Source organism: Bradyrhizobium sp. T-1 (assembly GCF_053592855.1).
On sequence record NZ_CM132115.1, the window covers coordinates 2,143,456 to 2,166,934 of the forward strand.

The following is a 23,479-nucleotide window of genomic DNA, read 5'->3' on the forward strand; positions in this document are numbered from 1 at the left end:
AAAGACTCGAATTGATCTCCAGGAGTGCATCATGTCCCCGCCGCTCAACCGTATAAACAGCGACGAACGCCTGCCGGCGCAGGCGGATGTCGTCGTCATCGGCGGCGGCGTTATCGGCGTCTCCGCGGCCTATCATCTGGCGAAGAAAGGTCTCTCCGTCGCGCTGGTCGAGAAGGGCCATGTCGGCGGCGAGCAGTCGAGCCGTAATTGGGGCTGGTGCCGTCAGCAAGGCCGCGCCCGCGAGGAGATTCCGCTCGCGCGCGAAGCGCTGCGGCTGTGGGAGGACATGCAGAACGACGCCGGGGTCGATGCCGGATTCCGCCGCACCGGCGTGCTGTTTCTGACCAAGAACAAGGACGAGCTCGCGAGCTGGGAGCGCTGGGCGGCGGTCGCGCGCGAGATGCAGGTCCATTCGACCGTGCTGACGTCGGCCGAGGTCGCCGAGCGCATGCCGGGGAATACCGACAAATGGGTCGGTGGCCTGCACACGCCGAGCGATGGCCGTGCCGAGCCGTCGATGGCCGTGCCCGCGCTCGCGACGGCCGCACGAAAGCACGGCGTCACCATTCATCAGGGCTGCGCCGCACGCGGACTGGAGACCCAGGGCGGAAAGGTAAGCGCCGTCGTCACCGAGAAGGGCACCATTCGCACACAGGCCGTGCTGCTGTCGGGCGGCGCGTGGTCGTCGCTGTTCTGCCGCCGTCACGGCATCGAACTGCCGATCGGGCTCGTCAATGCGACCGCATGCCGAACCACGCCGGCGCCGGAGATCACATCCGGCGCGCTCGGCACCGACCTTTACTGCATCCGCCGCCGCCTCGATGGCGGCTTTACGCTGGCGCTGCGCAATCGCGGCACGGTGGAGCTGTCGCCCGATCTGTTTCGTTATGCGCGCACCTTCTGGCCGACCTATCAGCATCGCAAGAACGGTCTGAAGCTCTCGTTCGGCAAGTCGTTCTTCGACCAGATCATGCGCGGTACCAGCTGGAGCTTTGACAAGCCGTCGCCGTTCGAGACCGAGCGCGTACGCGACCCCGAGCCGGACATGTCGCTGGTCAATGCGGCGCTCGCCTCCTTGATCAAGGCGAACCCGGAGCTGAAGGACATCGAGATCGCGGAGGCCTGGGGCGGCACGATCGACTGCACGCCGGATACGATTCCCGTGATCTCGACGGTCGACGCGTTGCCCGGCTTCTTCCTCGCGACCGGCTTTTCCGGTCACGGTTTTGGCATCGGCCCCGCCGCCGGCAAGCTCGCCGCCGACATCGTTACCGGCGCGACGCCGCTGGTCGATCCCGCCGCCTACAGCCACAAGCGCATGATCGACGGCCGGCGGCTCGCGCCGGTCAGCCCGTTCTGAGAGGCCGCATGACGGTTCTCTACAAGGCCAACATGGTGCGCGGCGCGGAATGGGCGACCTTCTTCGCCGAGCGCGCGCCCGATATGCCGTTCCGGCTTTGGCCCGACACCGGTGATCCCGCCGCGGTGCGCTATCTCGTGGCCTGGGTGCCGCCGGATGATATCGCGACAAAGTTTCCAAATCTCGAGCTGGTCTTCTCGGTCGGCGCCGGCGTCGATCAGTTCGATACCATCAAAGTTCCGGCACATATTCCGCTGGTCCGCATGCTGGAGCCCGGCATTGCCGAGACCATGGTCGAATACGTCACCATGGCCGTGCTTGGCCTGCATCGCGATCTCCTGCACTTCATCAATCAGCAGAAAGAACAGGTCTGGCGCGAGATCCGGTTCACGCCGGCCAGGCGCCGGCGCGTTGGTGTGATGGGGCTCGGCCAGCTCGGTCAGGCCGTGCTCGAAAGCCTGAGGGCATTCGGTTTTCCGTTGTCGGGGTGGAATCGCTCACCGCGCGAGATCGAAGGCGTGACCTGTTACGCCGGTGCGGACACCTTGCCAGATTTCCTCGCGCAGGCCGACATTCTCGTCTGTCTGCTGCCCCTGACGGACGAGACGCGCGGCATCCTCAACGCCGATCTGTTCGCGCGCCTGCCGCGCGGGGCGGGGCTCGTCAATGTCGGACGCGGTCCGCATCTCATCGAGGCCGACTTTCTTGCCGCGCTCGACAGCGGCGCACTGTCGGGTGCGGTGCTCGACGTCACCGATCCCGAGCCGCTGCCGGCGGGGCATCCGTTCTGGAGCCACCCGCGCATCCTGCTGACGCCGCACAATGCCAGCATGACCACGCCGGATACGGCCGTCGATTTCGTGCTTGATGTCATCTCGCGTCACCGCCGTGGCGAGCAGCTGCCGGGGCTGGTCGACCGCAGCCGTGGTTATTGAGGGGCGGATGGTGATGGGAACACCGGCGCAACAACGAACTCGGTGCACCTCTCCCGCTTGCGGGAGAGATGAGGGTTCTTTCCCCTGGGGGAACCTTCGTTGCCGAGACATGCTCTCCCCAACCCTTCCGCGCAGGCGGGGGAGGGGACGCATCTTCCTCGCGGCAGCTATCGGCGGCTTCGCATGAGCATCGGCGCAACCAGACCTGACCCAATCGCGGCCGAAGCGCAGGCGCCGGTGCTGTCGGTTGCCGGCCTCACCACGTCCTTCCTGCGCGAGGGGCAATGGATCCCTGTTGTCCGCAATGTCTCCTTCGATATCGCACCGCGCGAAACCGTGGCGATCGTCGGCGAGTCCGGTTCGGGCAAGAGCGTCACCGCGCTTTCGATCATGCGGCTGATTCCGAAGGAGAGCGGCCGCATCGAGGGCCGCGTCACGCTTGCCGGCCGCGATCTTTTGACGCTGCCCGAAGCGGGCATGAAGGATATCCGCGGCAACGACGTCGCCATGATCTTCCAGGAGCCGATGACGAGCCTCAATCCGGTGCTCACCATCGGCTTCCAGATCGCAGAGGCGCTGATCCAACATCGCGGCCTGTCGCGCGCGGCGGCGGAGGCGGAGACGATCCGCCTGCTCGGTCGCGTCCGCATCCCCGCGGCGAAATCACGCTTCCACGAGCATCCGCATCGTTTCTCCGGCGGCATGCGCCAGCGCGTGATGATCGCGATGGCGCTCGCCTGCAAGCCGAAGCTGCTGATCGCGGACGAGCCGACCACCGCACTCGACGCCACCATCCAGGCCCAGATCCTGGAGCTCTTGAAGGAGCTTCAGCAGGAGGAGGGGATGTCGATCCTCTTCATCACCCACGACATGGGCGTCGTTGCCGAGATCGCCGACCGCACGGTGGTGATGTATGGCGGGCAGACGGTGGAGACCGACGCCACGTCGCGCATCTTCGCCGCGCCCGCGCATCCCTACACGCGCGCGCTGCTCGCCGCCGTGCCGCGCCTCGGTTCGATGGACGGACGCACGCGGCCGATGCGGTTTCCCATCGTCGACAAGGTGACGGGCAGCTCGGACGAGCCGACCGAGACGCCCGACACGGTCTCGACTGCTGAGCGTCCGCTGCTCGAAGTGGCGGGCCTCACCACGCGCTTTCCGATCCGCTCGGGCCTGTTCGGGAAAGTCTCGGGCCGCGTGCATGCGGTCGAGAACATTTCCTTCACCTTGCGCGCCGGCGAGACGCTGGCGCTGGTCGGCGAATCCGGCTGCGGCAAGTCGACGACGGGCCGCTCGATCCTCAAGCTGACCGAGCCCGACGCCGGCACCGTCCTGATCGACGGCCAGGACGTGCTGGCCATGAATGGCCGCACCTTGCGCGACTTTCGCAAGCACATGCAGATCGTGTTTCAGGATCCGTTCGCAAGTCTCAATCCGCGTATGTCGGTGGGAACGGCGATTGCCGCGCCCTTGCTCGCCAACGGGCTCGCCACGGCGTCGCAGGCGCGTGACAAGGTCGCCGATCTGCTCGTGCGCGTCGGCCTCACAGCCGATATGGCTGCGCGCTTTCCGCACGAGTTCTCTGGCGGCCAGCGTCAGCGCATTTGCATTGCGCGCGCGCTCGCGCTCGGACCAAAACTGATCGTCGCGGATGAGGCGGTCTCCGCGCTCGACGTCTCGGTCAAGGCGCAGGTCGTCAATCTGATGCTCGATCTTCAGGCCAGCATGGGTCTTACCTATCTCTTCATCTCCCACGACATCGCGGTGGTCGAACGCATGAGCCACCGCGTCGCGGTGATGTATCTCGGCGAGATCGTCGAGATCGGCCCGCGCGCGTCCGTCTTCGGTAACCCGCAGCATCCCTACACGAAGAAGCTGATGGCGGCAGTGCCGGTGCCCGACCCCGCACGTCGCGGCGCCAGGCGCGGCATTGCCAACGACGAGATCAGGAGCCCGGTGCGCGCGCCGGACTACCAGCCGCCCGTCCGGCAATATCGCGAAGTCTCGCCCGGCCACGTCGTGCAGGTCTGGGGCGAGGAGTGGTCGGACTGACTGCGAGCTTCACACGTCCTTGTGACCGGATGGAGCGACAGAGAACAGCGATCTGTGAACCGCTTCATAGTCCATTCCTCGCGTTTTGAACTACCACTCGCGTAAGAAATTGCCGCACCCGGAGCCAGCTGACAGACACGGGTGAGTTGCAGAACCTGCGCAGCGGCATGCTCGCAGCCCTGGATAGGCTCTCGCCTTCCCGAGCAAGTCAGCCCCATCACTCAGCTCAGATCTTTCTGAAATCAAAAAATCAAGGGCATCGAGAACCGCGTCCCGGCAGCCTCTATTCGGGGTCGGCCAGCAGGCTGCCAATGACTCAGAAGGAGCCCCCAATGAAGATCAGCAGTGCAATTTCGAGCGCATTTTCCCTCACAAGGTACGTCAGCGGTCTTGGGATCGCCCGTTCCAGTCTGATCAAATCGGCCCATGTCCTTGAAAGAATTGGGCTGGCAGCCGTTGGAGCCTCTTGCGGCCTTTATGTGGGTGCGACCCTGTTGCGTCAGAAAGGCGGACTGTTTGAAAGCGGCTGGATCGTGCCGGCAACGATGTTCTACGGAGCTCTCAGCTATTATGTCGGAATTGACTTGTCCGGCAATCTCGCACGGCGCCCGAAATCGAGCATTTCGGAAGAATGGAATGGTTCCGAGCCGGCTGAAATCATGAGTGCGGCCGGAACGTTCGGCGCGGCGATTGCTGCAACCCTGTCCGTCAGCATTCTTGTCCTTGATCAAAATCTGTCCAACGCCCTGATAGGCTTTGTTGCCGGCTGCTGGGCGGTTGGTTCTTCGCTTCAGGTCGCGGCGGGTACGATCGCTCGCAGTCACGAAGCGCCGATGAACGAGCAATGAGGAAACGTTCCCTTGGAAATGTATGCGAGCACAAAGCGCAGTGTCGGTCGGCTTCAGATATGGATTGAGTCGTGACGACTCATCGCAACCTCTGCCGTCCAACGCTGCGTGCCAGCGATGTTTGGTAGCACAGCCGTTCGCATCGGGTCGTGTCCCGACCGAAGCGTCATCGGTAACGAGTAACCTAACAAACAAGACGTGCCATCATGGTGACGTTGGGATATTGTCCCGGCGCGGCCGTGGTCCAAGACTCTGCTAACCGCCAGCCACAAGATGGGTGAGCCATGCAGATTGCGGAGTGGCTCGAGAAGCTGGGGCTTGGGCAATACGCGGAGCGTTTTGCCGAGAACGGGATCGACGTTGGCGTCCTCCCCGAGCTGATGGACGAGGACTTCGACAAGCTCGGAGTCCTGCTAGGTCATCGCCGCAAAATGCTCAGAGCCATTGCCGACCTCGATCCAGCCGCATTGATCGCATCCCCGGCCCCTCCTCACGACGCCGAGCGGCGCCACCTCACCGTCATGTTTTGCGATCTGGTCGGCTCGACGTTGCTCTCGGCGCGCCTCGATCCCGAGGATATGTGGGAAGTGATCCGGGTCTACCGTGCCGCATGCGCGCGGGTCATTGCCGCTTATGACGGCAGCATAGCCAGGTTCGTCGGTGACGGAATACTCGTCTATTTCGGCTATCCGCGCGCCCACGAAGATGATGCGGAGCGCGCGGTGCGCGCGGGCCTCGACATTATCTCCGCGATTCGCCAGCTCAAAACAGGTGCCGGCGAGCGGGTGGAGCTGCGGATTGCAGTTGCGACCGGGCTCGTGGTGGTGGGCGACCTCATCAGTGGAGACGCGTCCGAGGAGCACGCGACCATCGGCGATACGCCAAATCTCGCAGCACGGCTTCAGAGCCTCGCGGAACCCGGCGTGGTCGTCGTGGCGTCATCGACTCGCCGCCTGCTGGGGGATCTCTTCACTTTTCGCAATCTCGGCCGCCGCGAAGTGAAGGGGATCGGCGAACCCATCGCAGTGTGGGCGGTGGAGGGAGCGACCGCATCCGAGAGCCGCTTCGAGGCGGTCCGTGCCGCACACTCGATTGGCTTTGTCGGCCGCAAGGATGAGATCGAATTCATTCTCTCGCGCCAGCGGGAGGCATGGCAGGGCCATGGCCAGATCGTATTGATCTCCGGCGAGGCCGGCATCGGCAAGTCGCGCATCGCTGCAACGCTGTCCGAAAGTCCCTCGTTGGGGACGCACCGTCGGGTGCGATATCAGTGTTCGCCTTATCATACAAACAGCGCGCTTCATCCCTTTGTCGCGCAGCTCGAGCGCGCGGCCGGAATTCGCTCGCACGACACGCCAGAAGAAAGGCTCGACAAGCTCGAGGCAATGCTGGCGCTTGGAACCCAGCAGGTCGCCCGGGCGACGCCGCTCATTGCGGCTCTGCTTTCGATTCCAACCGGCGACCGTTGCCCGCCCCTTGGCTTGAGTCCGGCGCAGCAGCGGCGACAGACATTCGCCGCCCTTCTCGATCAGCTTGAGGGGTTGGCGCGAGGCCAGCCTCTCCTGATCATTTGCGAGGATTTGCATTGGGCCGATGCCACGACCCTCGAGCTGTTTGATCTCGCGGTCGATCGGATCAGGGCACTGCCGATCCTCGTGCTCATGACGTCCCGGCCGGAGTTCGAGCCTTCCTGGTCGGGCCTTGCCAATGTCGGCCTGTTGCGGCTCGACCGGCTCGATCGGCAGGATACGCGCGCGCTGGTGGAACAGGTGGTTGTCGGTCGCCAGCTGCCACGCGAGATGATGAAGCAGATCATCGACAGGACGGATGGCGTCCCGCTATTCGTCGAGGAACTGACCAAGATGGTGCTGGAATCCGGCCTGCTTGTCGAAGACGCCGGGCGCTATCGGCTGAACAGTCCGCTCCCGCCGCTCGCTATTCCCGCGACGCTACAAGATTCGCTGATGGCGCGGCTCGACCGGCTCGCTCCAGTCAAGGAGGTGGCGCAGATCGGCGCCGCCATCGGCCGCGACTTCTCATACGCGTTGCTGAAGGACGTGGCGGGACGCGATGATCTGACGCTGAGTGCTGCGCTTGAACAACTTGAAGAGGCCGAGCTGCTGCTTCGCCGCGGGGCTCCGCCCGAGGCAAATTATAGTTTCAAGCACGCCCTCGTTCAGGAAGCGGCCTACGAGAGTCTGCTCAAGAGCAAACGGCAGCTGCTTCACACGAGAATCGGTGAGGTCCTGCGTGAGAAGTTTCCAGTCGTGGCCGAGATCGAGCCGGAAGTTCTGGCGCGTCACTTCACTGAAGCTGGGTTGAGCGAGGTCGCGCTCGATTGGTGGCGCAAGGCGGGCCAGCAGGCGCTGAAGCGCTCTGCCTATGCCGAGGCGGTCGCGCATCTCGGCAAGGCGGTTGCGATCGCTGACGAACTGCCTGACGCGCCCCGCAGGATGATGAGCAGGCTGCATCTTCAAATCTCATATGGCCGCGCACTCAGGGGCAGCCTCGGGCACAGTGCTCCGGAAACGATTGCGGCATGGACGCGTGCGCGCCAGCTCGCAGCCGATATCGATGATCCCGTTGAACTTGCGCCGGTTCATTCGGGTCTCTTCAATGCCTGCCTGACACACGGCGAATTCGCGCCAATGCGGGAGCTGGTGGATACCATCAGGAGCGCTGCCGACCGGCGACCGGACTCGCCGGTGGCGGCCGTGGTTGCCCATTGGACGGACGGCGTCACCTGCTGGTTCGGGGGCGCATACGTGAATGCGCGAACGCATCTTGAGCAGGCGCTGGCCATCTATGGTGCCGAACCGGATCCCACGACATTCAGGGCTTCGGCGCTTGATCTGCCGTTCGTGATCATGAGATTCCTTGCCCTCGTGCTCTGGCCGCTCGGTCTCACTGCGCGCGCGCGCAAGCTCGCCGCCGAAGCGGTGAGTGCGTCGGGAGAAAAGCGGGCGCTTTCCCAGGCCAATGCGCTGGTTCACCGCGCTGTGTTCGACGGCGTATGCGGGGGCATGTTGCAGCAAACAGAGACGATCCTGGCGCTCGGTCTCGCGCGCGATCATACGATGCCGCTGTATGTGGCCGCGGGCACCTACCTGAATGGACTGGCCAAGTGGCGTGCCGGCGACCGAATCGCCGGACTGGCGGACATGTGTCACGGCTGGACCTTGCTGCACGAGAACGATTGCTACCTCTGCGAACCGTTCTGGGGGCTGCACGTCGCCGTAGCGAATGCGGAGATGGGCCATGTCGAAACAGGGCTCGACATCCTGAACGAACTCATCGTCCGGACCGGACAGTCCGGCCAGCATTGGCTTGATGCCGAGCTGCATCGTGTCCGCGGAAAGCTGCTATGGCGTCATGATTGTTCGGACGAATCCAGTGCCGAAGTCGCTCTCAAGCGAGCGCTGGAAATCGCGCGACACCAGCAGACGAAGACCTTCGAACTGCGCAGCGCGCTTGGACTTGCCCGCCTGCACAAGACAAATGGCCGAGCAGGTGCGGTATCCGAGGTGCTCGCGCCGGTGCTCGCTGAATTCGAGGCGGAGCGCAACCTTCCTGAATTGGTGGAAGCGAAAGAGCTGCTCGCGCAAGAGCATGAGGCGCGCGCCGTTTCCCTGGCGGATCATCTTGGCGGCAGGGAATGACGGTTACGAATTGACGTGCACGAAATCCCGCAGCAACGGATAGATCTCGTTGTTCCAGCGCTTGCCGGAGAACACGCCGTAATGGCCAACGCCGGCCTGCATGTGATGCACGCGGCGATAGGCGCGTACGCCGGTGCAGAGGTCTTGGGCGGCGAGCGTCTGGCCGATCGAGCAGATGTCGTCCTTCTCGCCCTCGACCGTCATCAGGCCCATGCGGCTGACGGCCTTGGTGTCCACGGGGCGGCCGCGATGCATCAGCTTGCCCTGCGGCAGGAGATGCTCCTGAAACACGTCGCGCACGGTCTCGATGTAAAACTCGGCCGGCAGGTCCATCACCGCGAAATATTCGTCGTAGAAGGTCTTGATGCTCGCCGCCTTCTCCTTCTCGCCCTTGGCGATGTGGTTGGCGAGATCCATGTGCTGCTTGATGTGGCGCTCGAGGTTCATCGAGACGAAGGCGGTGAGCTGCACGAAGCCGGGATAGACTTTCCGGAGTGCGCCGCGGCACTGCACCGGCACATAGTTGATCAGGTTCCGCTCGAACCATTCGATCGGCTTGCTCTTGGCGAAGTCATTGACCTTGGTCGGCTGGATGCGCGTGTCGATCGGCCCTGCCATCAGCGTCAGCGTCGCGGGCCGTGACGGATGATTGCCCTCGCACATGATCGCGGCGGCTGCGAGCGCCGAAACCGAGGGCTGGCAGATCGCGACCATGTGCGGGCGCGGGCCGAGCTGGCCGAGGAAGTCGATCAGGTGCTCGGTGTAGTCGTCGAGCCCGAAGCGGCCTTCGCTGCGCGGAATGTCGCGCGGGTTATGCCAGTCGGTGATGTAGACGTCGTGGTCCTGCAGCAGCGTTTTCACGGTGCCGCGCAGCAGCGTGGCGAAATGCCCGGACATCGGCGCCACCAGCAGCATGCGTGGCTGCTCGGTCACGCCATGCTTCCTGAAATGCAGCAGCGAGCCGAACGGCGTCGCGTAGGCGATCTCCTCGGTGACGCCGACCTCGCGATTGCCCACCATCACGCTGTCGATGCCATAGGCCGGGCGGTTATAGGTGAGGGTGGAGCGCGAGATCAGCTCCAGCGCCGCCGAGAGCCGGCCGACGACCTGGTCCGACATCCCCTGCGGCACCAGATTGAGGAATTTGAGCGCGGACGAGGCTCCCGCCCGCCACGGCGCCGTCAGGTCCATCTGGTTCTGAAAGGCCTGATAATACATCGACATCATACTGAAACGCCCATCCATCCTCAGCGGCTATGCAATATCGGAGCCAGACGGGAGCTGGGCCGCCCTCACAATTGGCACGTCGCTTGCTGCTCGTGTGGACGGAAACGTGAGGGAAGAGCCCTATGGCGAAGGCGACACTGACCATCAGCAGCAAGAACTACTCGTCCTGGTCGCTGCGTGGCTGGCTGCTGACGAAATTTTCCGGGCTCGATTTCGAGGAGATCGTCACCGCGCCGGACGACGCCTCTGCGCGCGCCGAAATCCTGCTGCTGTCGTCCTCGATCCTGGTGCCCTGCCTGCGGCATGACGGCGCTACGGTCTGGGACACGCTCGCCATTGCTGAATATCTCAACGAGGTGATGCCGGACGCTGGCCTTTTGCCGGCTGATCGGGTCCAGCGCGCGCATTGCCGCTCGATCTCAGGCGAGATCCATTCCGGCTTCACCACGCTGCGCGCCTCGCTGCCGGTCAACCTGAAGGGGCACTTCCCCGGCTTCAAGGTCTGGTCGCGCGCCCAGGCCGACATCGACCGCGTCTGGTTCATCTGGCGCGATTGCCTGGCGAAATCGGGTGGCCCGTTCCTGTTCGGCGAGACGCGCACCATGGCCGACGCGATGTACGCCCCCGTGGTGACGCGCTTCGTCACCTATGACGTCAAGCTCGAGCCGCGGCTGAAGGCCTATGCCGACACCATCATGGCGATGGACGAGATGAAGGAGTGGATCGCGGCGGCGAGGGAAGAGCCGGCCGAAATCGAGGAACTCGAGGTCGAATATTAGGCAGACGGATCACGGCCCTGCCTGTTTCCGGAGCGGCGACGGCCGACGTCCTCGCCGGCCTCTATGCCCTTGCTATCATTAACCTTTGGCGTCGGTCACCGGCGTTCGGCCGCAGCCGCGTTGCGTATATCTTGTGCGTGCCGGCGGTGCCCTGGCCACATCTAGCCGTGAACAGCCGCGTACGACGCCAAGCGGCTGATTCGGCCGTGATTCGTTCAGGCCGCGTTCCGTTCGTTAAGGCGGAGCGCGGCCGCCGTTACATTTTGAGACAGAAACGCTGTCAGGCCACGCCGGAATGCTTCACGCGCGGCACGCGCCAGCCGATGACGGTGGCTTCCACCGCGATGCCGGCCTCATGGTTCTGCCAGCGTCCCTCAACATAGCGGCAGGCGAACGGCAATTGATACGTTCCGCTATGATCTTCGCATAAGACCTCGACCGCCAGGCCGGGTGGCGGTTCGCCAGCGCCATCGAATTCGGCCAGACGTCTGTCGCGCGTTGCCATTCCAAAAATCTCCCCTAATCAAAGCCGCGGCAAGAACGCCCACTTCTTCCACGTGCGGTTTACTGCTCCCCGTCCGAGGGAACACGCCAAGCTCAACGCGAGAATGCGGTGCGAGTGTGGTAGCCTTTGTCGGCTGCGCGCAATCGGCGCACATTGCCGTGATCAATTTGATGAGGAACCCGAATGCCGCGCCGGATCGTTGTCGTTTGTTTCGTCATGTTACCGTTCGTCGCGCACACACCGGCTTCGGCGCAGGACGTCCCCGGCATCGAGATCTGCACGGTTGAGAAGACCATGGAGCGGCGCACCAGCTGTCTGCAGAGCAATGTCGATTTCCTCCAGAAGACCATCACCAAGCTCAATCTCGATCATCAGCAGAAGCTGGATGCCGCCAACCGACAGATCGATGTGCTGAAGGTGACACTCGTAGGCCTCCAGAAGACCGTCGGCGATCTCCAGGCCGCGCAGGCAAAACAGGCCGACGATCTGAAGAAGAAGCAGGACGCGCCGCCGCCGAAGGATACGAAATAGGTGCTGTGGGGTGGGCAAAGGAGCGCAAGCGACGTGCCCGCCATTCCACGACGAACGAGAAATCGCGGGCACGGCGCAAGCGCGCCATTGTCCGTCCTACGATTCCAGCGCTGCGGCCCGACAGCAATCCCGATCAAGCGAGACGCGCGGTGACGGCGCACCATGGCCACGCTTCGAACGAAGGCCGTAACCCATGAACCCAGCCCAGCGCGCGCTCTGGTACATCGAAAGCCATCTGGCCGAGCCGATGACGCTCGACGAGATCGCTGCGATCGCCGGCGTGTCGCGGTTCCACATGGTGCGGGCGTTTGCCGCAGCCACCGGTTATCCGGTGATGCGTTACGTGCGCGCACGGCGGCTGAGTGAAGCCGCGCGCAGCCTTGCCCAGGGCGCGCCGGACATTCTGTCGCTGGCGCTGGAGGCGGATTATGGCTCGCACGAAGCATTCACCCGCGCGTTCCGCGATCACTTTGGCACCACGCCCGAAGCGGTCCGGGCCGCGACTTGCACCGGTCACCTCAAGCTTCAGGAGCCGATCCTCATGGACTCCACCATATCAGACAACCTCAAAGCTCCGCGTTTCGAAACAGCCAAGGCCTTTCTCATCGCCGGTCTTGCCGAGCGCATCGCCTGCGACAACGGCGCGGCCATTCCGGGACTGTGGCAGCGCTTCCACCAGGAGGTCGCCGATATTCCGGCGCGCGTCGGCCAAGGGAAAGATCAAGTCGCCTATGGCGTTTGCTGCAACGGCGATGATGCCGGCAATTTCGACTACATCGCCGGCGTCGAGGTCGCGGACTTCTCTGACTTGCCGCGCCGCTTCGGCCGCATCCGCATCCCCGAGCAGCGCTACGCGGTGTTCACCCACACCGACCACGTCGCCTCGGTCCGTCGCACCGTCAACGCGATCTGGAATCAATGGCTGCCGGCGTCGGGCCTCAAGGCCGCGGACGCGCCGAACTTCGAGCGCTATGACGAGAAGTTCGATCCCGTGACCGGCAACGGCGGCTTCGAGATTTGGATACCGGTCAGGGAGTAGCATGATCCGGACCCGAAGGGCCGCGTTCGCGCAAAGTGCGAAGCGGTTTTCCGAAAAGATCATGCTCAATCGAAAATGCAAGGCGCGATGACCCTCATCGCACTTTGCGCTGCAACGCAGGCATACCATCCCGCTTGCTTGGCAAGGGAGATCGACTTTGTCATAACCGCTGGCAAAACTTGCCAGCGGGGCCCGTGCCGGACATCCCGCGCGAGCCATAACAAGCAAGCCGGGAGGGCCCCAAATGTCCACTGCCACACCCAACGTCCGCGTTCTCGCCACCGGCCTCGAATTTCCTGAAGGGCCGGTCGTGATGCCGGACGGTTCGGTGGTGCTGGTGGAAATCCGCGGTCAGCGCCTGACCCGCGTTTATCCCGATGGCCGAAAGGAGATCGTCGCGAAAGTGCCCGGCGGCCCGAACGGCGCGGCGCTCGGCCCCGACGGCATGATCTACATCTGCAACAATGGCGGCTTCTCCTGGATCCCGACCCGCAACATGATCATGCCGGGTCCGCAGCCCGAGGATTATCTCGGTGGCTCGATCCAGCGCGTCGACCTGCAATCCGGCAAGATCGAGACCGTCGTGACCAAATGCGGGGAGCACGATCTGCGCGGCCCGAACGATCTGGTCTTCGACAAGCACGGCGGTCTGTGGTTCTCCGATCTCGGCAAGCGCCGAGCGCGCGAGATGGATGTCGGCGGCATGTACTATCTCAAGCCTGGCATGACGGAGATCGTCGAGGTCGTGCACGGCGTGCTGCCGGCCAACGGCATCGGGCTCTCGCCGGACGAGAACACCGTCTATATCGCGGAGACGCCGACGGGCCGGCTCTGGGCCTACGAGCTCTCCGCACCCGGCACGCTAAAGCCGCGCGACGCGATCTATCGCGGCGAGCGGGGCAAGCCGATCTGCGGCCTCGGTGGCTACCAGATGTTCGACTCGCTCGCCGTGGAGGCGAGCGGGAATATCTGCGTCGCCACGCTTGTTTCCGGCTGCATCTCGGTGATTGCGCCCGACGGGACCCTGGTCGAGCAGGTCCCGACCGGCGACCGCGTCACCACCAACATCGCCTTCGGCGGCCCCGAGCTGAAGACCGCCTACATCACGCTGTCAGGCAAAGGCGAGCTCGTCGCCATGGACTGGCCGCGTGGCGGTTTGCCGTTGAATTTTCTGAACAAGTGAATGTATCTGGACGAGGCGTGCCAATACATTCCGTCGTCATTCCGGGATGCGTGCGCTAGCGCGCAGGCCGGAATCCATAACCCCGAACGGTGGTTATGGATTCCGGGCTCGCGACTTAGTCGCGCCCCGGAATGACGGAAATCATAATGGAGTAAACAATGCCCTGGCCTGATCCCATCACCCTGCGCGGACAGCACGCCCGTCTCGAACCGCTGTCCAAAGAGCATCTTGGGGGGCTGACGGAAGCCGTGAAGGACGGCGAGCTCTCAAAGCTCTGGTACACCGCGATCCCGCTGCCGGAGAACATGGGCAAGGAGATCGACCGTCGCCTGGGGCTGCAAGCCGCGGGCTCGATGCTGCCGTTCACCGTGTTCGACGCAGGCGGCAACATCGTCGGCATGACGACCTACATGAATATCGATGCCACCAACCGCCGCGTCGAGATCGGCTCGACCTGGTATGGCAAGAGCGCGCAGCGCGGCCCACTCAACACCCAGTGCAAGCTCTTGCTGCTGACTCACGCCTTCGAGACGCTGAACTGCATTGCGGTGGAATTCCGCACACATTTCTTCAACCACCAGAGCCGCCGCGCCATCGAGCGCCTCGGCGCCAAGCAGGACGGCATTTTGCGCAGCCATCAGGTCGCGCCGAACGGCACGCTGCGCGACACGGTCGTGTACAGCATCACCGCGGCAGAATGGCCGACGGTGAAGTCGCATCTCGAATATCAACTCAACGACAAGCCGCGCTAGAGGCGGCCGGGGCACCATGGATAGATTTGACTATGTGATCATCGGCGCGGGCTCCGCCGGTTGCGTCCTCACCAGCCGGCTCAGCGAAGATCCCAACACGAGCGTCTGCGTGCTAGAGGCAGGTCCGAACGACTGGCACCCCTACATCCATCTGCCGGCGGGTTTCATCAAGACCTTCCACATGAAGAGCATTAACTGGGCCTACCAGCAGGAGGTCGGGCCCTACACCGGCGGCCGCAGCATCTACGCGCCGCGCGGCAAGACGCTCGGCGGCTCGTCTTCGATCAACGGCCACATCTACAACCGCGGCCAGCGCATGGATTTCGACACCTGGGCGCAGATGGGCAATCGCGGCTGGGGCTATGCCGACGTGCTGCCCTATTTCAAGCGGCTGGAGAAGCGGGTCGGCGAGGGTGACAACACTTTTCGCGGGCGCGACGGCAAGCTCACCGTTACCACGATGGAGTGGCGCGATCCGCTCTGCGAAGCCTTCATGGAAGGCGCGGTCTCGCTCGGCATCCCCCGTAATCCCGATTACAACGGCGCCAAGCAGGAAGGCGTCTCCTACTGCCAGCGCACCATCGACAAGGGCCTGCGCGTCTCCGGTTCGACCGCGTTCCTCAAGCCGGCGATGAAGCGGCCCAACGTGCATGTGCACACGCATGCGCACGCGACCGAGATCATCTTCGAGGGCAAGCGCGCCGTCGGCGTGCGCTATACCAAAGGCGGCCGTGGCGGCACGCCGATCGAAGTGCGCGCCAACAAGGAAGTGATCCTCTCCGGCGGTACCTACAATTCGCCGCAGCTGCTCCAGCTCTCCGGCGTCGGCTCGCCCGAACTGCTCGGCGCTCACGGCATCGCCGTGCGCCACGCGCTGCCGGTCGGCGAGGGTCTGCAAGATCATTACGCGCCGCGAACAGTGGCGCGCGTCAAGGACATCAAGACCATCAACGAGCTTCGCCGCGGCTTCTCGCTGTGGATCGAGGCGCTGAAATGGGCGACCGCGCGCCGCGGCCTGCTCTCGCTGTCGCCGACCATGGTCTATTGCTTCTGGCATTCCGGCGAGAGCGCCGACTCGTCTGACCTGCAGCTCACCTTCACGCCCGCATCCTACAAGGAGGGCGTGCAGGGCCAGCTCGAGGACGAGCCCGGCATGACGGTCGCATCCTGGCAGCAGCGCCCGGAAAGCCGCGGCTATGTCCGCATCCGCTCCAATGATCCCTTTGCGCCACCGATCATCCAGACCAATTATCTCGATGCCGAGCTCGACCGCCGCGTCATCGTTGGTGGCATGAAGCTCGCGCGCAACCTGCTGAAGTCCGCGCCGCTGTCGCCCTATTATGCCTACGAGGATTTCCCGGGCCCCAACATCAACACCGACGACGAATTCCTCGCCGCCGCCACTGAACGCGGTACCACCACCTTCCATCCCGGCTGCACCTGCCGCATGGGCCCGGCGGATAGCACGTGGGCCGTGGTCGACGACCAGCTCCGCGTCCACGGCCTCGAAGGCCTCCGCGTCATCGACGCCTCGGTCATGCCGCGGATGATCTCGGCGAATTTGAATGCGTCGACCATGATGATCGCGGACCGCGCGTCCGACCTCATCCGTGGCAAGGCGCCAATGGAAGCCGCGCGCATTCCGGATGCGGCGGTGGCATGAGAAGCGCGGCTGCGTAGGAGGGGGTAGCGAAGCGTAACCCACCACTTCTTCCGCCGCGGAAACACAAGAGGTGGGTTACGCTGACGCTAACCTACCCTATAGCTGCAGTTTCGGATGCGAGTGGGAAGATGACGGCGATGCCGCTTGTTCCGTCATTGCGAGCGCAGCGAAACAATCCAGAGCCTTACCGGGGATGGATTGTGGATTGCTTCGCTGCGCTCGCAATGACGAATGGAGAGAGCGGCGTTCTCAAACCTCTCACCGTCAGCCTGAGGTGGCCGCTTCTTCAGCGGCCCTCGAAGGGCGACGGCCCGGCTGCATCTCGGCCGTTCATCCTTCGAGGCTCCCGGCGCGATGCTGTGCATCGCGCCAATCGCACCTCAGGATGACGGGACGAGTAATGCCTCTCAAACTTCCCGTCGGCTCAGAAACGCCAGCCGCTCGAACAGGTGCACGTCCTGCTCGTTCTTCAGCAGCGCACCGTGCAGCGGCGGGATCAGCTTGCGCGGGTCGCGCTCGCGCAGTTGCTCGACGCTCATGTCCTCGTTGAGCAGCAGCTTGAGCCAGTCGAGCAGCTCCGACGTCGACGGCTTCTTCTTCAGGCCAGGCACCTCGCGCACCTCGAAGAAGATGCGCAGCGCTTCTTCGACGAGGCGCTTCTTGATGCCGGGGAAGTGGACGTCGACGATGCGGCCCATGGTATCGGCGTCGGGAAACTTGATGTAGTGGAAGAAGCAGCGGCGCAGGAAGGCGTCAGGCAGCTCCTTCTCGTTGTTGGAGGTGATCATCATGATCGGGCGCTGCTTGGCCTTGATCGTCTCGCCGGTCTCGTAGACATGGAATTCCATGCGGTCGAGCTCGAGCAGGAGATCGTTGGGGAATTCGATGTCGGCCTTGTCGATCTCGTCGATGAGCAGCACCGGGCGCTGCTCGGCCGTGAAGGCCTCCCACAGCTTGCCGCGCTTGATGTAGTTCTTGATGTCGGACACGCGCGCATCGCCGAGCTGGCTGTCGCGCAGGCGCGACACCGCGTCGTATTCGTAGAGGCCCTGCTGCGCCTTGGTGGTGGACTTGATGTGCCAGGTCAAAAGCGGCGCGTTCAGCGCCTTCGCCACTTCCTCCGCCAGCACCGTCTTGCCGGTGCCGGGCTCCCCCTTGATGAGCAGCGGGCGCTCCAGCACGATCGAGGCATTGACAGCGACCTTGAGATCTTCGGTCGCAACATAGTCCTTGGTGCCGGTAAATTTCATTGCGCGTCCTTGTTGGTCGTCGTCCCAGCAATTGCCAATTGCATTGCCGTGGTCACGACATGGGAACGGCCGCTCATGGCGGCCGTTCCTGGTTCGGTCAGGCTTTCAGACCCGTTTTATCAGCGAAAGGATGACGAGCACAATCACTGCGCCAACCGTGGCGTCAATGATGGAGCCCAGCGTACCCGTGGCGAGCGCGATGCCGAGCTGGGGCAGCACCCAGCCCGCCACCAGCGCACCGATGATGCCGACGACGATGTTGCCGATCAGCCCAAATCCCGCCCCGTGGACAATCTTGCCGGCCAGCCAGCCGGCGACCGCGCCGATGATCAGTGCTGCGATAATTCCCATTGCAAACGTCCCCAAAACAACCCCTTGAGGCCCCCAATTCTAGAGCAAAAAGCCTGCCGGTCCAGCGCGGAGCGCCGGTCTCCGCCCCTTGACGTTCGCCATCCGACGGGCAATCTGTCACCCATGTTCCTGCAATTCTTTACGTCTCTGCGCGATGCGCAGGTCCCCGTGACGCTGCGCGAATACCTCACGCTGATGGAGGCGCTCGACGCTGATCTGTCGGACTATTCGGTCGAGAATTTCTACTATCTCTCCCGCGCCTCCCTCGTGAAGGACGAGCGCAACCTCGACAAGTTCGACCGCGTCTTTGGCACGGTGTTCAAGGGGCTGGAAAGCCTGCTCGACGCCATGGAGAAGGCGGAGATCCCCGAGGAGTGGCTGAAGAAGCTCGCCGAAAAATACCTCAGCGAGGAAGAGAAGAAGCAGATCGAGGCCATGGGCTGGGACAAGCTCATGGAGACGCTGAAGAAGCGCCTCGAGGAGCAGAAGGGCCGCCACCAGGGCGGCTCGAAATGGATCGGCACTGCCGGCACTTCGCCGTTCGGCGCGTACGGCTACAATCCCGAGGGCGTCCGCATCGGCCAGGAGAAGAACCGCAACAACCGCGCCGTGAAGGTGTGGGACAAGCGCGAGTTCAAGGACCTCGACGGCAATGTCGAGCTCGGCATCCGCAACATCAAGGTGGCGCTGCGCCGCCTGCGCAAATTCGCGCGCACGGGCGCGCCGGATGAGCTCGATCTCGACACCACGATTCGCGAGACCGCCAATCACGGCTATCTCGACGTTCACATGCGACCCGAGCGGCGCAATGCGGTGAAGCTGCTGGTGTTCTTCGACATCGGCGGCTCCATGGATTCGCATATCGAGCAGGTCGAGGAGCTGTTCTCGGCGGCAAAGAGCGAGTTCAAGCACATGGAGTATTTCTACTTCCACAACTGCCTCTATGAGGGCGTGTGGAAGCAGAACAAGCGCCGCTTTACCGATCGCACGCCGACCTGGGACGTGCTGCACAAATATCCGCACGACTACAAGGTCGTGTTCGTCGGCGACGCCTCGATGTCGCCTTACGAGATCATGGTGCCGGGTGGTTCGGTCGAGCACGTCAACGAGGAGCCCGGCTCGGTCTGGCTCGACCGTATCATCCGCACCTATCCGCATACGGTGTGGCTGAATCCGGTTGCGCAGAAGCACTGGGACTATTCGGAATCGACCACCATCATCAAACGCATCTTCGCCAACCGCATGTACCCGATCACCATCGAGGGGCTGGAAGGTGCGATGAAGGAATTGACGCACTGATTGCTGTCATTCCGGGGCGCGCGCAGCGCGAACCCGGAATCTCGAGATTTCGGGTTCGGTCCTGCGGACCGCCCCGGAATGACGAAAGAGAAGGGAAGACCCATGCCCCAAAACATCACCCGCGGCATCAAGGCGCTGATCGACGAGGCGAATGCCGAGATCGAAACACTCTCCGCCAAGGACGCCATCGAGATCTCCAAGAACGGCGACGTCGTCATCGTCGACATCCGCGATCCCCGCGAGATCGAGCGTGACGGCCGCATCCCCGGCGCGTTCTCCTGCACGCGCGGCATGCTCGAATTCTGGATCGATCCGCAAAGCCCCTACGCCAAGCCGATCTTCCAGGAGGACAAGAAATTCGTCTTCCACTGCGCCGGCGGCCTGCGCTCCGCGCTCGCGGCCAAGACCGCAAAGGACATGGGCCTCAAGCCCGTTGCCCACATCGCCGGCGGTTACGCCGCCTGGCGTGATGCCGGCGGCCCGACGGAGCCGTGGGAGCCGAAGAAGAAGGGGTAACCTCTCGTCATCCCGGGGCGCGCGAAGCGCGAGCCCGGGATCCATTCATCCGCTGACTCTGCCGCACGATGGATTCTCTGATGCGCAATTGCGCATCAAAGTTCGTGCTGCGAACGCCCCGGAATGACAAGAAAGACCTTGCAATGACCGCCACCGACCCCCTCGTCTCCACCGAATGGCTCGCCGCCCACATCAACGACGCTCACGTCAAGGTGATCGACGCCAGCTTCAAGCTGCCGGGCGTGCTGCCGCTGCCGAAGGATGACTATCTCGCCGCGCATCTGCCGGGTGCCGCGTTCTTCGACGTCGATGCGGTGTCCGACCATTCCAACCCGCTGCCACACATGTATCCGAGCGCCGAGCAGTTCGGTCGCGATGTCGGTCATCTCGGCATCTCCAACACCGACACGGTCGTGTTCTATGATGCCGGCGGCTGGGTCGCAGCGCCGCGCGCGTGGTGGATGTTCCTGGCCTTCGGCCATAGCAATGTGCGCATCCTCAATGGCGGCCTGAAGAAGTGGCGCGCCGAGGGGCGCCCCGTGGAGAGCGGCGAGGTGAAGCCGAAGCCTGCGACCTTCAAGGCGAGCTACGATCCGAAGCGCGTGCGCAGCATGCAGCAGCTCGTCGCCAACGTCGAAAGCCGCGCGGAGCAGGTGATCGACGCCCGCGCTGCCGACCGTTTCGAAGGTCGCGCGCCAGAGCCGCGCGCGGGCATCCGCTCCGGTCACATCCCCGGGGCGCGCAACGTGCCTTATAGCCAGCTGTTCGATGCCGCGACCGGCACGATGAAGCCGCTCGACGATCTCCGTGCGGCCTTCACGAACGCCGGCGTCAAGCTCGATGCGCCGATCGTGACCAGCTGCGGCTCCGGCGTCTCGGCCGGCGTGCTGACGCTCGCGCTCTATCGCCTGGGCGTCACCGACACCGCGCTCTATGACGGCTCATGGTCGGAATGGGGCCAGGAAAAGGGCCCGCCGATCGCGACGGGGCCGGCGTAAATCATTCGAGACTAACCGCGCCGACGGTGCGCTCCCTCGCCCCGCTCTTGCGGGGAGAGGGCTGGGTGGGGGCCTCTCTCCACAGGTGAGATCATCGAGGGGCCTGTACCCCCTCACTCGGAATCCGCGCTTTCAGCGCGATTCCGACCTCTCCCCGCAAGCAAGCGGGGCGAGGTTAAGGAAGGTCAGCGCGTACGCGTCGCAGTCGTGGCGAGCGTCTGCTGCTGTTGCTGGCCGAACGGATCATACGATTGCTGGAGCTGCTGAGGCGGCGGGCGCCGCACGACGCGGTGGCGCTTCTTCTTGTGCGCGCGTGGCTTACCGTCGGGTGTCGCGCCGTTGGCTTTGGTCTTCGCGGGGGCGAGGTCGTTCAGCGCAGCCACCCTGGCCGCGGCAATGTCGCTCACGCGCGATGCCAGTGCCGGCGTCGCGGTGCGCGGCACTTCGGTCGCTGCCGGTGCGGGTGTCGCCGTGGCGATGGCAACCGTCGTGTCGGCCGGGGTGAGTGTGTCGGTCGGCGCGGACGCCGCAAGCTGGACGCTGACCGGCTCGGGGGCTGGTGGTTCGGCGGCAGCCTCTGTAGCCAGCGCGGCGGCGACGATTTGAGGCGCGGGTTGGACGTCGGCCTTGAGCGTCACTGCGGCCATCTGCTCGGGACCGATCTCGACCGCGGGCAGGGCGATGCTCGGAATCTGGTCCTGCATTGCCGGCACCACCTCATCGGCGGCCGGCTCGATGCGCAGCGCGGCGAGCACCGGCTGGGCCGGCTCGGGGGCTTGGGCGAACACCTGCTCCTGGGGACCGTTTCGCCAGGACGGGTTGCTGACATACTGCTCGTGGCTCGCCCGCAGCAGCGAGGCGGCTCCCAAGCCGAACACCAGGATGGAGGTAGACAGCAGGATCGCGGCAAGCAGGAAGCGAAGGCCGGGGAGCATCGACGGGTTACGAATTTCCGCCCCGGCGGCGTATGGCCGGGGCCCATGAGCCATCTGAACGCGGTGACGGTACTGCTTGCCGTGTTCGCCACGCGGGATTCGAGCTCAAAGCGACGGCGAATCAGGTTGATTCGACCATATCGCAACGCCTCCGCGGCGTTCCGTAAAAATCGGGGTGGAAGACTCCGGCAATCTACGGCCTGATACGATTTCGGCCCCGTGATGCAACGGGGCAACTATGTGCGATTGCATCACAAATCGCTGTGTCAGGCACAAATCAGCCGGTTATGTCTTGAATGTGCCGCGATCTTCGGTCATCTGGCCGTTAACGGCTCGGACGGGGCCGGGGGTCTATACAAGAGCGATGATGATCAAACATTTTCTGACGATATGCGCTGCCGCAACAGTCGCTGCGGCGGGAACCTCGCTCGCACACGCCCAGAGCTATCCGATTCAGCAGGCACCAAGCTACGGGGCCCCCGCCGAATACCGGCCCGGCGACCGCACCCCGAATTTTGACTCGCTGGATGATGAAGACGACGCGGCGCCGCAGGCGTCGCTGCCGCCGCCTGGTCCGGCCGACGATCCGCGCTATGGCCGCCCGGCCGGCCCGCCGGTCTATTCGGCTGCCCCGCCGCAGGGGCCGGTGATGTCGCCGGATGATCCGCGTTATGGCCGTCCTGCTGGCGCTCCGCCGGTCTATTCGGCCGCCCCGCCGCAGGGTCCGGTGATGTCGCCCGATGATCCCCGTTACGGCCGCCCCGCCGGTCCGCCCGCAGTAATTTATGCTGACCGTCCGGGCCAGGCGCCCGCCAGCGACGGCATGCGTCCGCCGGAAGGCGTCGGTGGCCCGGCCGCGACCGGAGCGGTCTCGCAACCGCCCGCCGCAGGTGCCGATGGCCGGCCGATGTCGGTCGCCTCGTTGCCGCCGGAGGAGCAGCCTGACGCGGCACCGGCGCAGTTGCCGCCGAACCTGCGCCGCCAGGAGGTGTCGCTGGCGACCAAGGAGCCGGCCGGGACGATCATCGTCGATACCCCGAACACTTACCTGTATTACGTCCTGGGCAATGGCCGCGCGATCCGCTACGGCGTCCGCGTCGGCCGCGACGGGTTCACCTGGACCGGCGTGCAGAAGATCACCCGCAAGGCCGAATGGCCGGATTGGCATCCGCCGGCGGAAATGATCGAGCGCCAGCCCTATCTGCCGCGCTTCATGGCCGGCGGCCCGGGCAATCCGCTCGGCGCGGCGGCGATGTATCTTGGCTCGACCGTCTATCGCATCCACGGCACCAACCAGCCCTCGACGATCGGCAAGTTCGTCTCCTCCGGCTGTATCGGCATGCTGAACGAGGACGTCTCGGATCTGTTCCAGCGCACGAAGGTCGGCACCCGCGTTGTCGTGATGCCGGGCAATCCGCCGTCGAGCACCGCGACCGCATCGGCCGCGCCCGCGCCAGGTGCTGCAGGTCCGGCGCCGATGGCCGCCCAGGCCGGTCCGGTCCCGGGCACGCAGCCGACGGTGGTGCCGCCGCTGCCTGCGCCGGTCACCGTGCGCTAAGCGCCGAGAGACAAGTCGCATTGAGAAGGGCGTGCCGTC

20 protein-coding genes are annotated in these 23,479 nt (G+C 64.2%); 15 read left to right on the top strand and 5 right to left on the bottom strand.

The annotated features are described in order from the left end of the window. The first annotated feature begins 31 nt into the window (after window positions 1-31). From ACWAT4_RS10290 to ACWAT4_RS10310, 5 genes are all read left to right on the top strand, one after another. Window positions 32-1,360 carry an NAD(P)/FAD-dependent oxidoreductase gene (locus ACWAT4_RS10290; RefSeq protein ID WP_449730477.1) on the top strand — a complete coding sequence of 443 codons (1,329 nt, stop codon included), beginning with the start codon at window positions 32-34 and terminating at the stop codon, window positions 1,358-1,360. Window positions 1,361-1,368: 8 nt separating this feature from the next. Beyond that, window positions 1,369-2,295, top strand: a complete 927-nt coding sequence (locus ACWAT4_RS10295) for a 2-hydroxyacid dehydrogenase (RefSeq protein WP_449730478.1) — start codon at window positions 1,369-1,371, stop codon at window positions 2,293-2,295. A 183-nt stretch (window positions 2,296-2,478) separates the two neighbouring features. Continuing rightward, on the top strand, window positions 2,479-4,347 hold the full coding sequence (locus ACWAT4_RS10300) for an ABC transporter ATP-binding protein (RefSeq protein ID WP_449730479.1): 1,869 nt from the start codon (window positions 2,479-2,481) through the stop codon (window positions 4,345-4,347). Between the two features lie 332 nt (window positions 4,348-4,679). Then, window positions 4,680-5,195 (top strand): hypothetical protein, encoded by a 516-nt coding sequence (locus ACWAT4_RS10305; protein WP_212446718.1) that lies wholly within the window; start codon window positions 4,680-4,682, stop codon window positions 5,193-5,195. 284 nt (window positions 5,196-5,479) lie between these two features. Then, window positions 5,480-8,854: an adenylate/guanylate cyclase domain-containing protein gene (locus ACWAT4_RS10310; protein ID WP_449730480.1), complete on the top strand. Its 3,375-nt coding sequence runs from the start codon at window positions 5,480-5,482 to the stop codon at window positions 8,852-8,854. Window positions 8,855-8,857: 3 nt separating this feature from the next. Here the strand turns inward: ACWAT4_RS10310 and ACWAT4_RS10315 are convergent, their stop codons facing one another. After that, window positions 8,858-10,081, bottom strand: a complete 1,224-nt coding sequence (locus ACWAT4_RS10315; protein WP_449730481.1) for a polyhydroxyalkanoate depolymerase — start codon at window positions 10,079-10,081, stop codon at window positions 8,858-8,860. A gap of 122 nt (window positions 10,082-10,203) precedes the next feature. On the opposite strand from ACWAT4_RS10315, the gene ACWAT4_RS10320 reads away from it, so the two are divergent. Next, window positions 10,204-10,860 (top strand): glutathione S-transferase family protein, encoded by a 657-nt coding sequence (locus ACWAT4_RS10320; RefSeq protein ID WP_212446721.1) that lies wholly within the window; start codon window positions 10,204-10,206, stop codon window positions 10,858-10,860. Window positions 10,861-11,140: 280 nt separating this feature from the next. Here ACWAT4_RS10320 and ACWAT4_RS10325 read toward each other — a convergent pair whose 3' ends face one another. Next, window positions 11,141-11,365 carry a hypothetical protein gene (locus ACWAT4_RS10325; RefSeq protein ID WP_212299003.1) on the bottom strand — a complete coding sequence of 75 codons (225 nt, stop codon included), beginning with the start codon at window positions 11,363-11,365 and terminating at the stop codon, window positions 11,141-11,143. A gap of 183 nt (window positions 11,366-11,548) precedes the next feature. Between ACWAT4_RS10325 and ACWAT4_RS10330 the strand changes: the two genes are divergently transcribed. The 5 genes from ACWAT4_RS10330 to ACWAT4_RS10350 all read left to right on the top strand — a co-directional run bounded on the left by ACWAT4_RS10330 (window position 11,549) and on the right by ACWAT4_RS10350 (window position 16,533). Next, window positions 11,549-11,896, top strand: coding sequence for a coiled-coil domain-containing protein (locus ACWAT4_RS10330; RefSeq protein WP_433995247.1), 348 nt, complete (start codon window positions 11,549-11,551; stop codon window positions 11,894-11,896). 193 nt (window positions 11,897-12,089) lie between these two features. Then, window positions 12,090-12,935, top strand: coding sequence for a GyrI-like domain-containing protein (locus ACWAT4_RS10335; protein ID WP_449730482.1), 846 nt, complete (start codon window positions 12,090-12,092; stop codon window positions 12,933-12,935). 244 nt (window positions 12,936-13,179) lie between these two features. Then, the gene (locus ACWAT4_RS10340) at window positions 13,180-14,118 is read left to right on the top strand and encodes an SMP-30/gluconolactonase/LRE family protein (RefSeq protein ID WP_449730483.1); all 939 of its coding nucleotides are present in this window, start codon (window positions 13,180-13,182) and stop codon (window positions 14,116-14,118) included. Between the two features lie 158 nt (window positions 14,119-14,276). Then, the gene (locus ACWAT4_RS10345; RefSeq protein WP_449730484.1) at window positions 14,277-14,870 is read left to right on the top strand and encodes a GNAT family N-acetyltransferase; all 594 of its coding nucleotides are present in this window, start codon (window positions 14,277-14,279) and stop codon (window positions 14,868-14,870) included. Between the two features lie 16 nt (window positions 14,871-14,886). Next, on the top strand, window positions 14,887-16,533 hold the full coding sequence (locus tag ACWAT4_RS10350) for a GMC family oxidoreductase (RefSeq protein WP_212446725.1): 1,647 nt from the start codon (window positions 14,887-14,889) through the stop codon (window positions 16,531-16,533). Between the two features lie 407 nt (window positions 16,534-16,940). Here ACWAT4_RS10350 and ACWAT4_RS10355 read toward each other — a convergent pair whose 3' ends face one another. Both ACWAT4_RS10355 and ACWAT4_RS10360 read right to left on the bottom strand, forming a co-directional pair. After that, on the bottom strand, window positions 16,941-17,783 hold the full coding sequence (locus ACWAT4_RS10355) for an AAA family ATPase (protein ID WP_128950190.1): 843 nt from the start codon (window positions 17,781-17,783) through the stop codon (window positions 16,941-16,943). A 105-nt stretch (window positions 17,784-17,888) separates the two neighbouring features. Next, on the bottom strand, window positions 17,889-18,134 hold the full coding sequence (locus tag ACWAT4_RS10360; protein ID WP_212298997.1) for a GlsB/YeaQ/YmgE family stress response membrane protein: 246 nt from the start codon (window positions 18,132-18,134) through the stop codon (window positions 17,889-17,891). Between the two features lie 123 nt (window positions 18,135-18,257). Between ACWAT4_RS10360 and ACWAT4_RS10365 the strand changes: the two genes are divergently transcribed. The 3 genes from ACWAT4_RS10365 (at window position 18,258) to sseA (ending at window position 20,947) form a co-directional block, all read left to right on the top strand. Then, window positions 18,258-19,433 carry a vWA domain-containing protein gene (locus ACWAT4_RS10365; RefSeq protein ID WP_212298996.1) on the top strand — a complete coding sequence of 392 codons (1,176 nt, stop codon included), beginning with the start codon at window positions 18,258-18,260 and terminating at the stop codon, window positions 19,431-19,433. A 102-nt stretch (window positions 19,434-19,535) separates the two neighbouring features. Continuing rightward, window positions 19,536-19,949, top strand: coding sequence for a rhodanese-like domain-containing protein (locus ACWAT4_RS10370; RefSeq protein ID WP_212427048.1), 414 nt, complete (start codon window positions 19,536-19,538; stop codon window positions 19,947-19,949). Window positions 19,950-20,092: 143 nt separating this feature from the next. Next, a complete protein-coding gene (sseA, locus tag ACWAT4_RS10375) occupies window positions 20,093-20,947 on the top strand; it encodes a 3-mercaptopyruvate sulfurtransferase (RefSeq protein WP_449730485.1) in 855 nt (284 codons plus the stop codon). A 185-nt stretch (window positions 20,948-21,132) separates the two neighbouring features. Here sseA and ACWAT4_RS10380 read toward each other — a convergent pair whose 3' ends face one another. Then, window positions 21,133-21,882, bottom strand: a complete 750-nt coding sequence (locus ACWAT4_RS10380; RefSeq protein WP_449730486.1) for a hypothetical protein — start codon at window positions 21,880-21,882, stop codon at window positions 21,133-21,135. 367 nt (window positions 21,883-22,249) lie between these two features. Here ACWAT4_RS10380 and ACWAT4_RS10385 point away from each other — a divergent pair, with 367 nt between their 5' ends. Beyond that, window positions 22,250-23,440, top strand: a complete 1,191-nt coding sequence (locus ACWAT4_RS10385; RefSeq protein ID WP_212427045.1) for a L,D-transpeptidase — start codon at window positions 22,250-22,252, stop codon at window positions 23,438-23,440. Window positions 23,441-23,479 lie beyond the last annotated feature (39 nt).

Coding starts and splice junctions, on each gene's coding strand:
- ACWAT4_RS10350 (WP_212446725.1), top strand. CDS start 14,887: ATGGATAGATTTGACTATGTGATCATCGGCGCGGGCTCCGCCGGTTGC.
- ACWAT4_RS10380 (WP_449730486.1), bottom strand. CDS start 21,882: ATGCTCCCCGGCCTTCGCTTCCTGCTTGCCGCGATCCTGCTGTCTACC.
- ACWAT4_RS10360 (WP_212298997.1), bottom strand. CDS start 18,134: ATGGGAATTATCGCAGCACTGATCATCGGCGCGGTCGCCGGCTGGCTG.
- ACWAT4_RS10355 (WP_128950190.1), bottom strand. CDS start 17,783: ATGAAATTTACCGGCACCAAGGACTATGTTGCGACCGAAGATCTCAAG.
- ACWAT4_RS10335 (WP_449730482.1), top strand. CDS start 12,090: ATGAACCCAGCCCAGCGCGCGCTCTGGTACATCGAAAGCCATCTGGCC.
- ACWAT4_RS10300 (WP_449730479.1), top strand. CDS start 2,479: ATGAGCATCGGCGCAACCAGACCTGACCCAATCGCGGCCGAAGCGCAG.
- ACWAT4_RS10295 (WP_449730478.1), top strand. CDS start 1,369: ATGACGGTTCTCTACAAGGCCAACATGGTGCGCGGCGCGGAATGGGCG.
- sseA (WP_449730485.1), top strand. CDS start 20,093: ATGACCGCCACCGACCCCCTCGTCTCCACCGAATGGCTCGCCGCCCAC.
- ACWAT4_RS10315 (WP_449730481.1), bottom strand. CDS start 10,081: ATGATGTCGATGTATTATCAGGCCTTTCAGAACCAGATGGACCTGACG.
- ACWAT4_RS10370 (WP_212427048.1), top strand. CDS start 19,536: ATGCCCCAAAACATCACCCGCGGCATCAAGGCGCTGATCGACGAGGCG.
- ACWAT4_RS10310 (WP_449730480.1), top strand. CDS start 5,480: ATGCAGATTGCGGAGTGGCTCGAGAAGCTGGGGCTTGGGCAATACGCG.
- ACWAT4_RS10320 (WP_212446721.1), top strand. CDS start 10,204: ATGGCGAAGGCGACACTGACCATCAGCAGCAAGAACTACTCGTCCTGG.
- ACWAT4_RS10305 (WP_212446718.1), top strand. CDS start 4,680: ATGAAGATCAGCAGTGCAATTTCGAGCGCATTTTCCCTCACAAGGTAC.
- ACWAT4_RS10385 (WP_212427045.1), top strand. CDS start 22,250: ATGATCAAACATTTTCTGACGATATGCGCTGCCGCAACAGTCGCTGCG.
- ACWAT4_RS10340 (WP_449730483.1), top strand. CDS start 13,180: ATGTCCACTGCCACACCCAACGTCCGCGTTCTCGCCACCGGCCTCGAA.
- ACWAT4_RS10325 (WP_212299003.1), bottom strand. CDS start 11,365: ATGGCAACGCGCGACAGACGTCTGGCCGAATTCGATGGCGCTGGCGAA.
- ACWAT4_RS10345 (WP_449730484.1), top strand. CDS start 14,277: ATGCCCTGGCCTGATCCCATCACCCTGCGCGGACAGCACGCCCGTCTC.
- ACWAT4_RS10330 (WP_433995247.1), top strand. CDS start 11,549: ATGCCGCGCCGGATCGTTGTCGTTTGTTTCGTCATGTTACCGTTCGTC.
- ACWAT4_RS10290 (WP_449730477.1), top strand. CDS start 32: ATGTCCCCGCCGCTCAACCGTATAAACAGCGACGAACGCCTGCCGGCG.
- ACWAT4_RS10365 (WP_212298996.1), top strand. CDS start 18,258: ATGTTCCTGCAATTCTTTACGTCTCTGCGCGATGCGCAGGTCCCCGTG.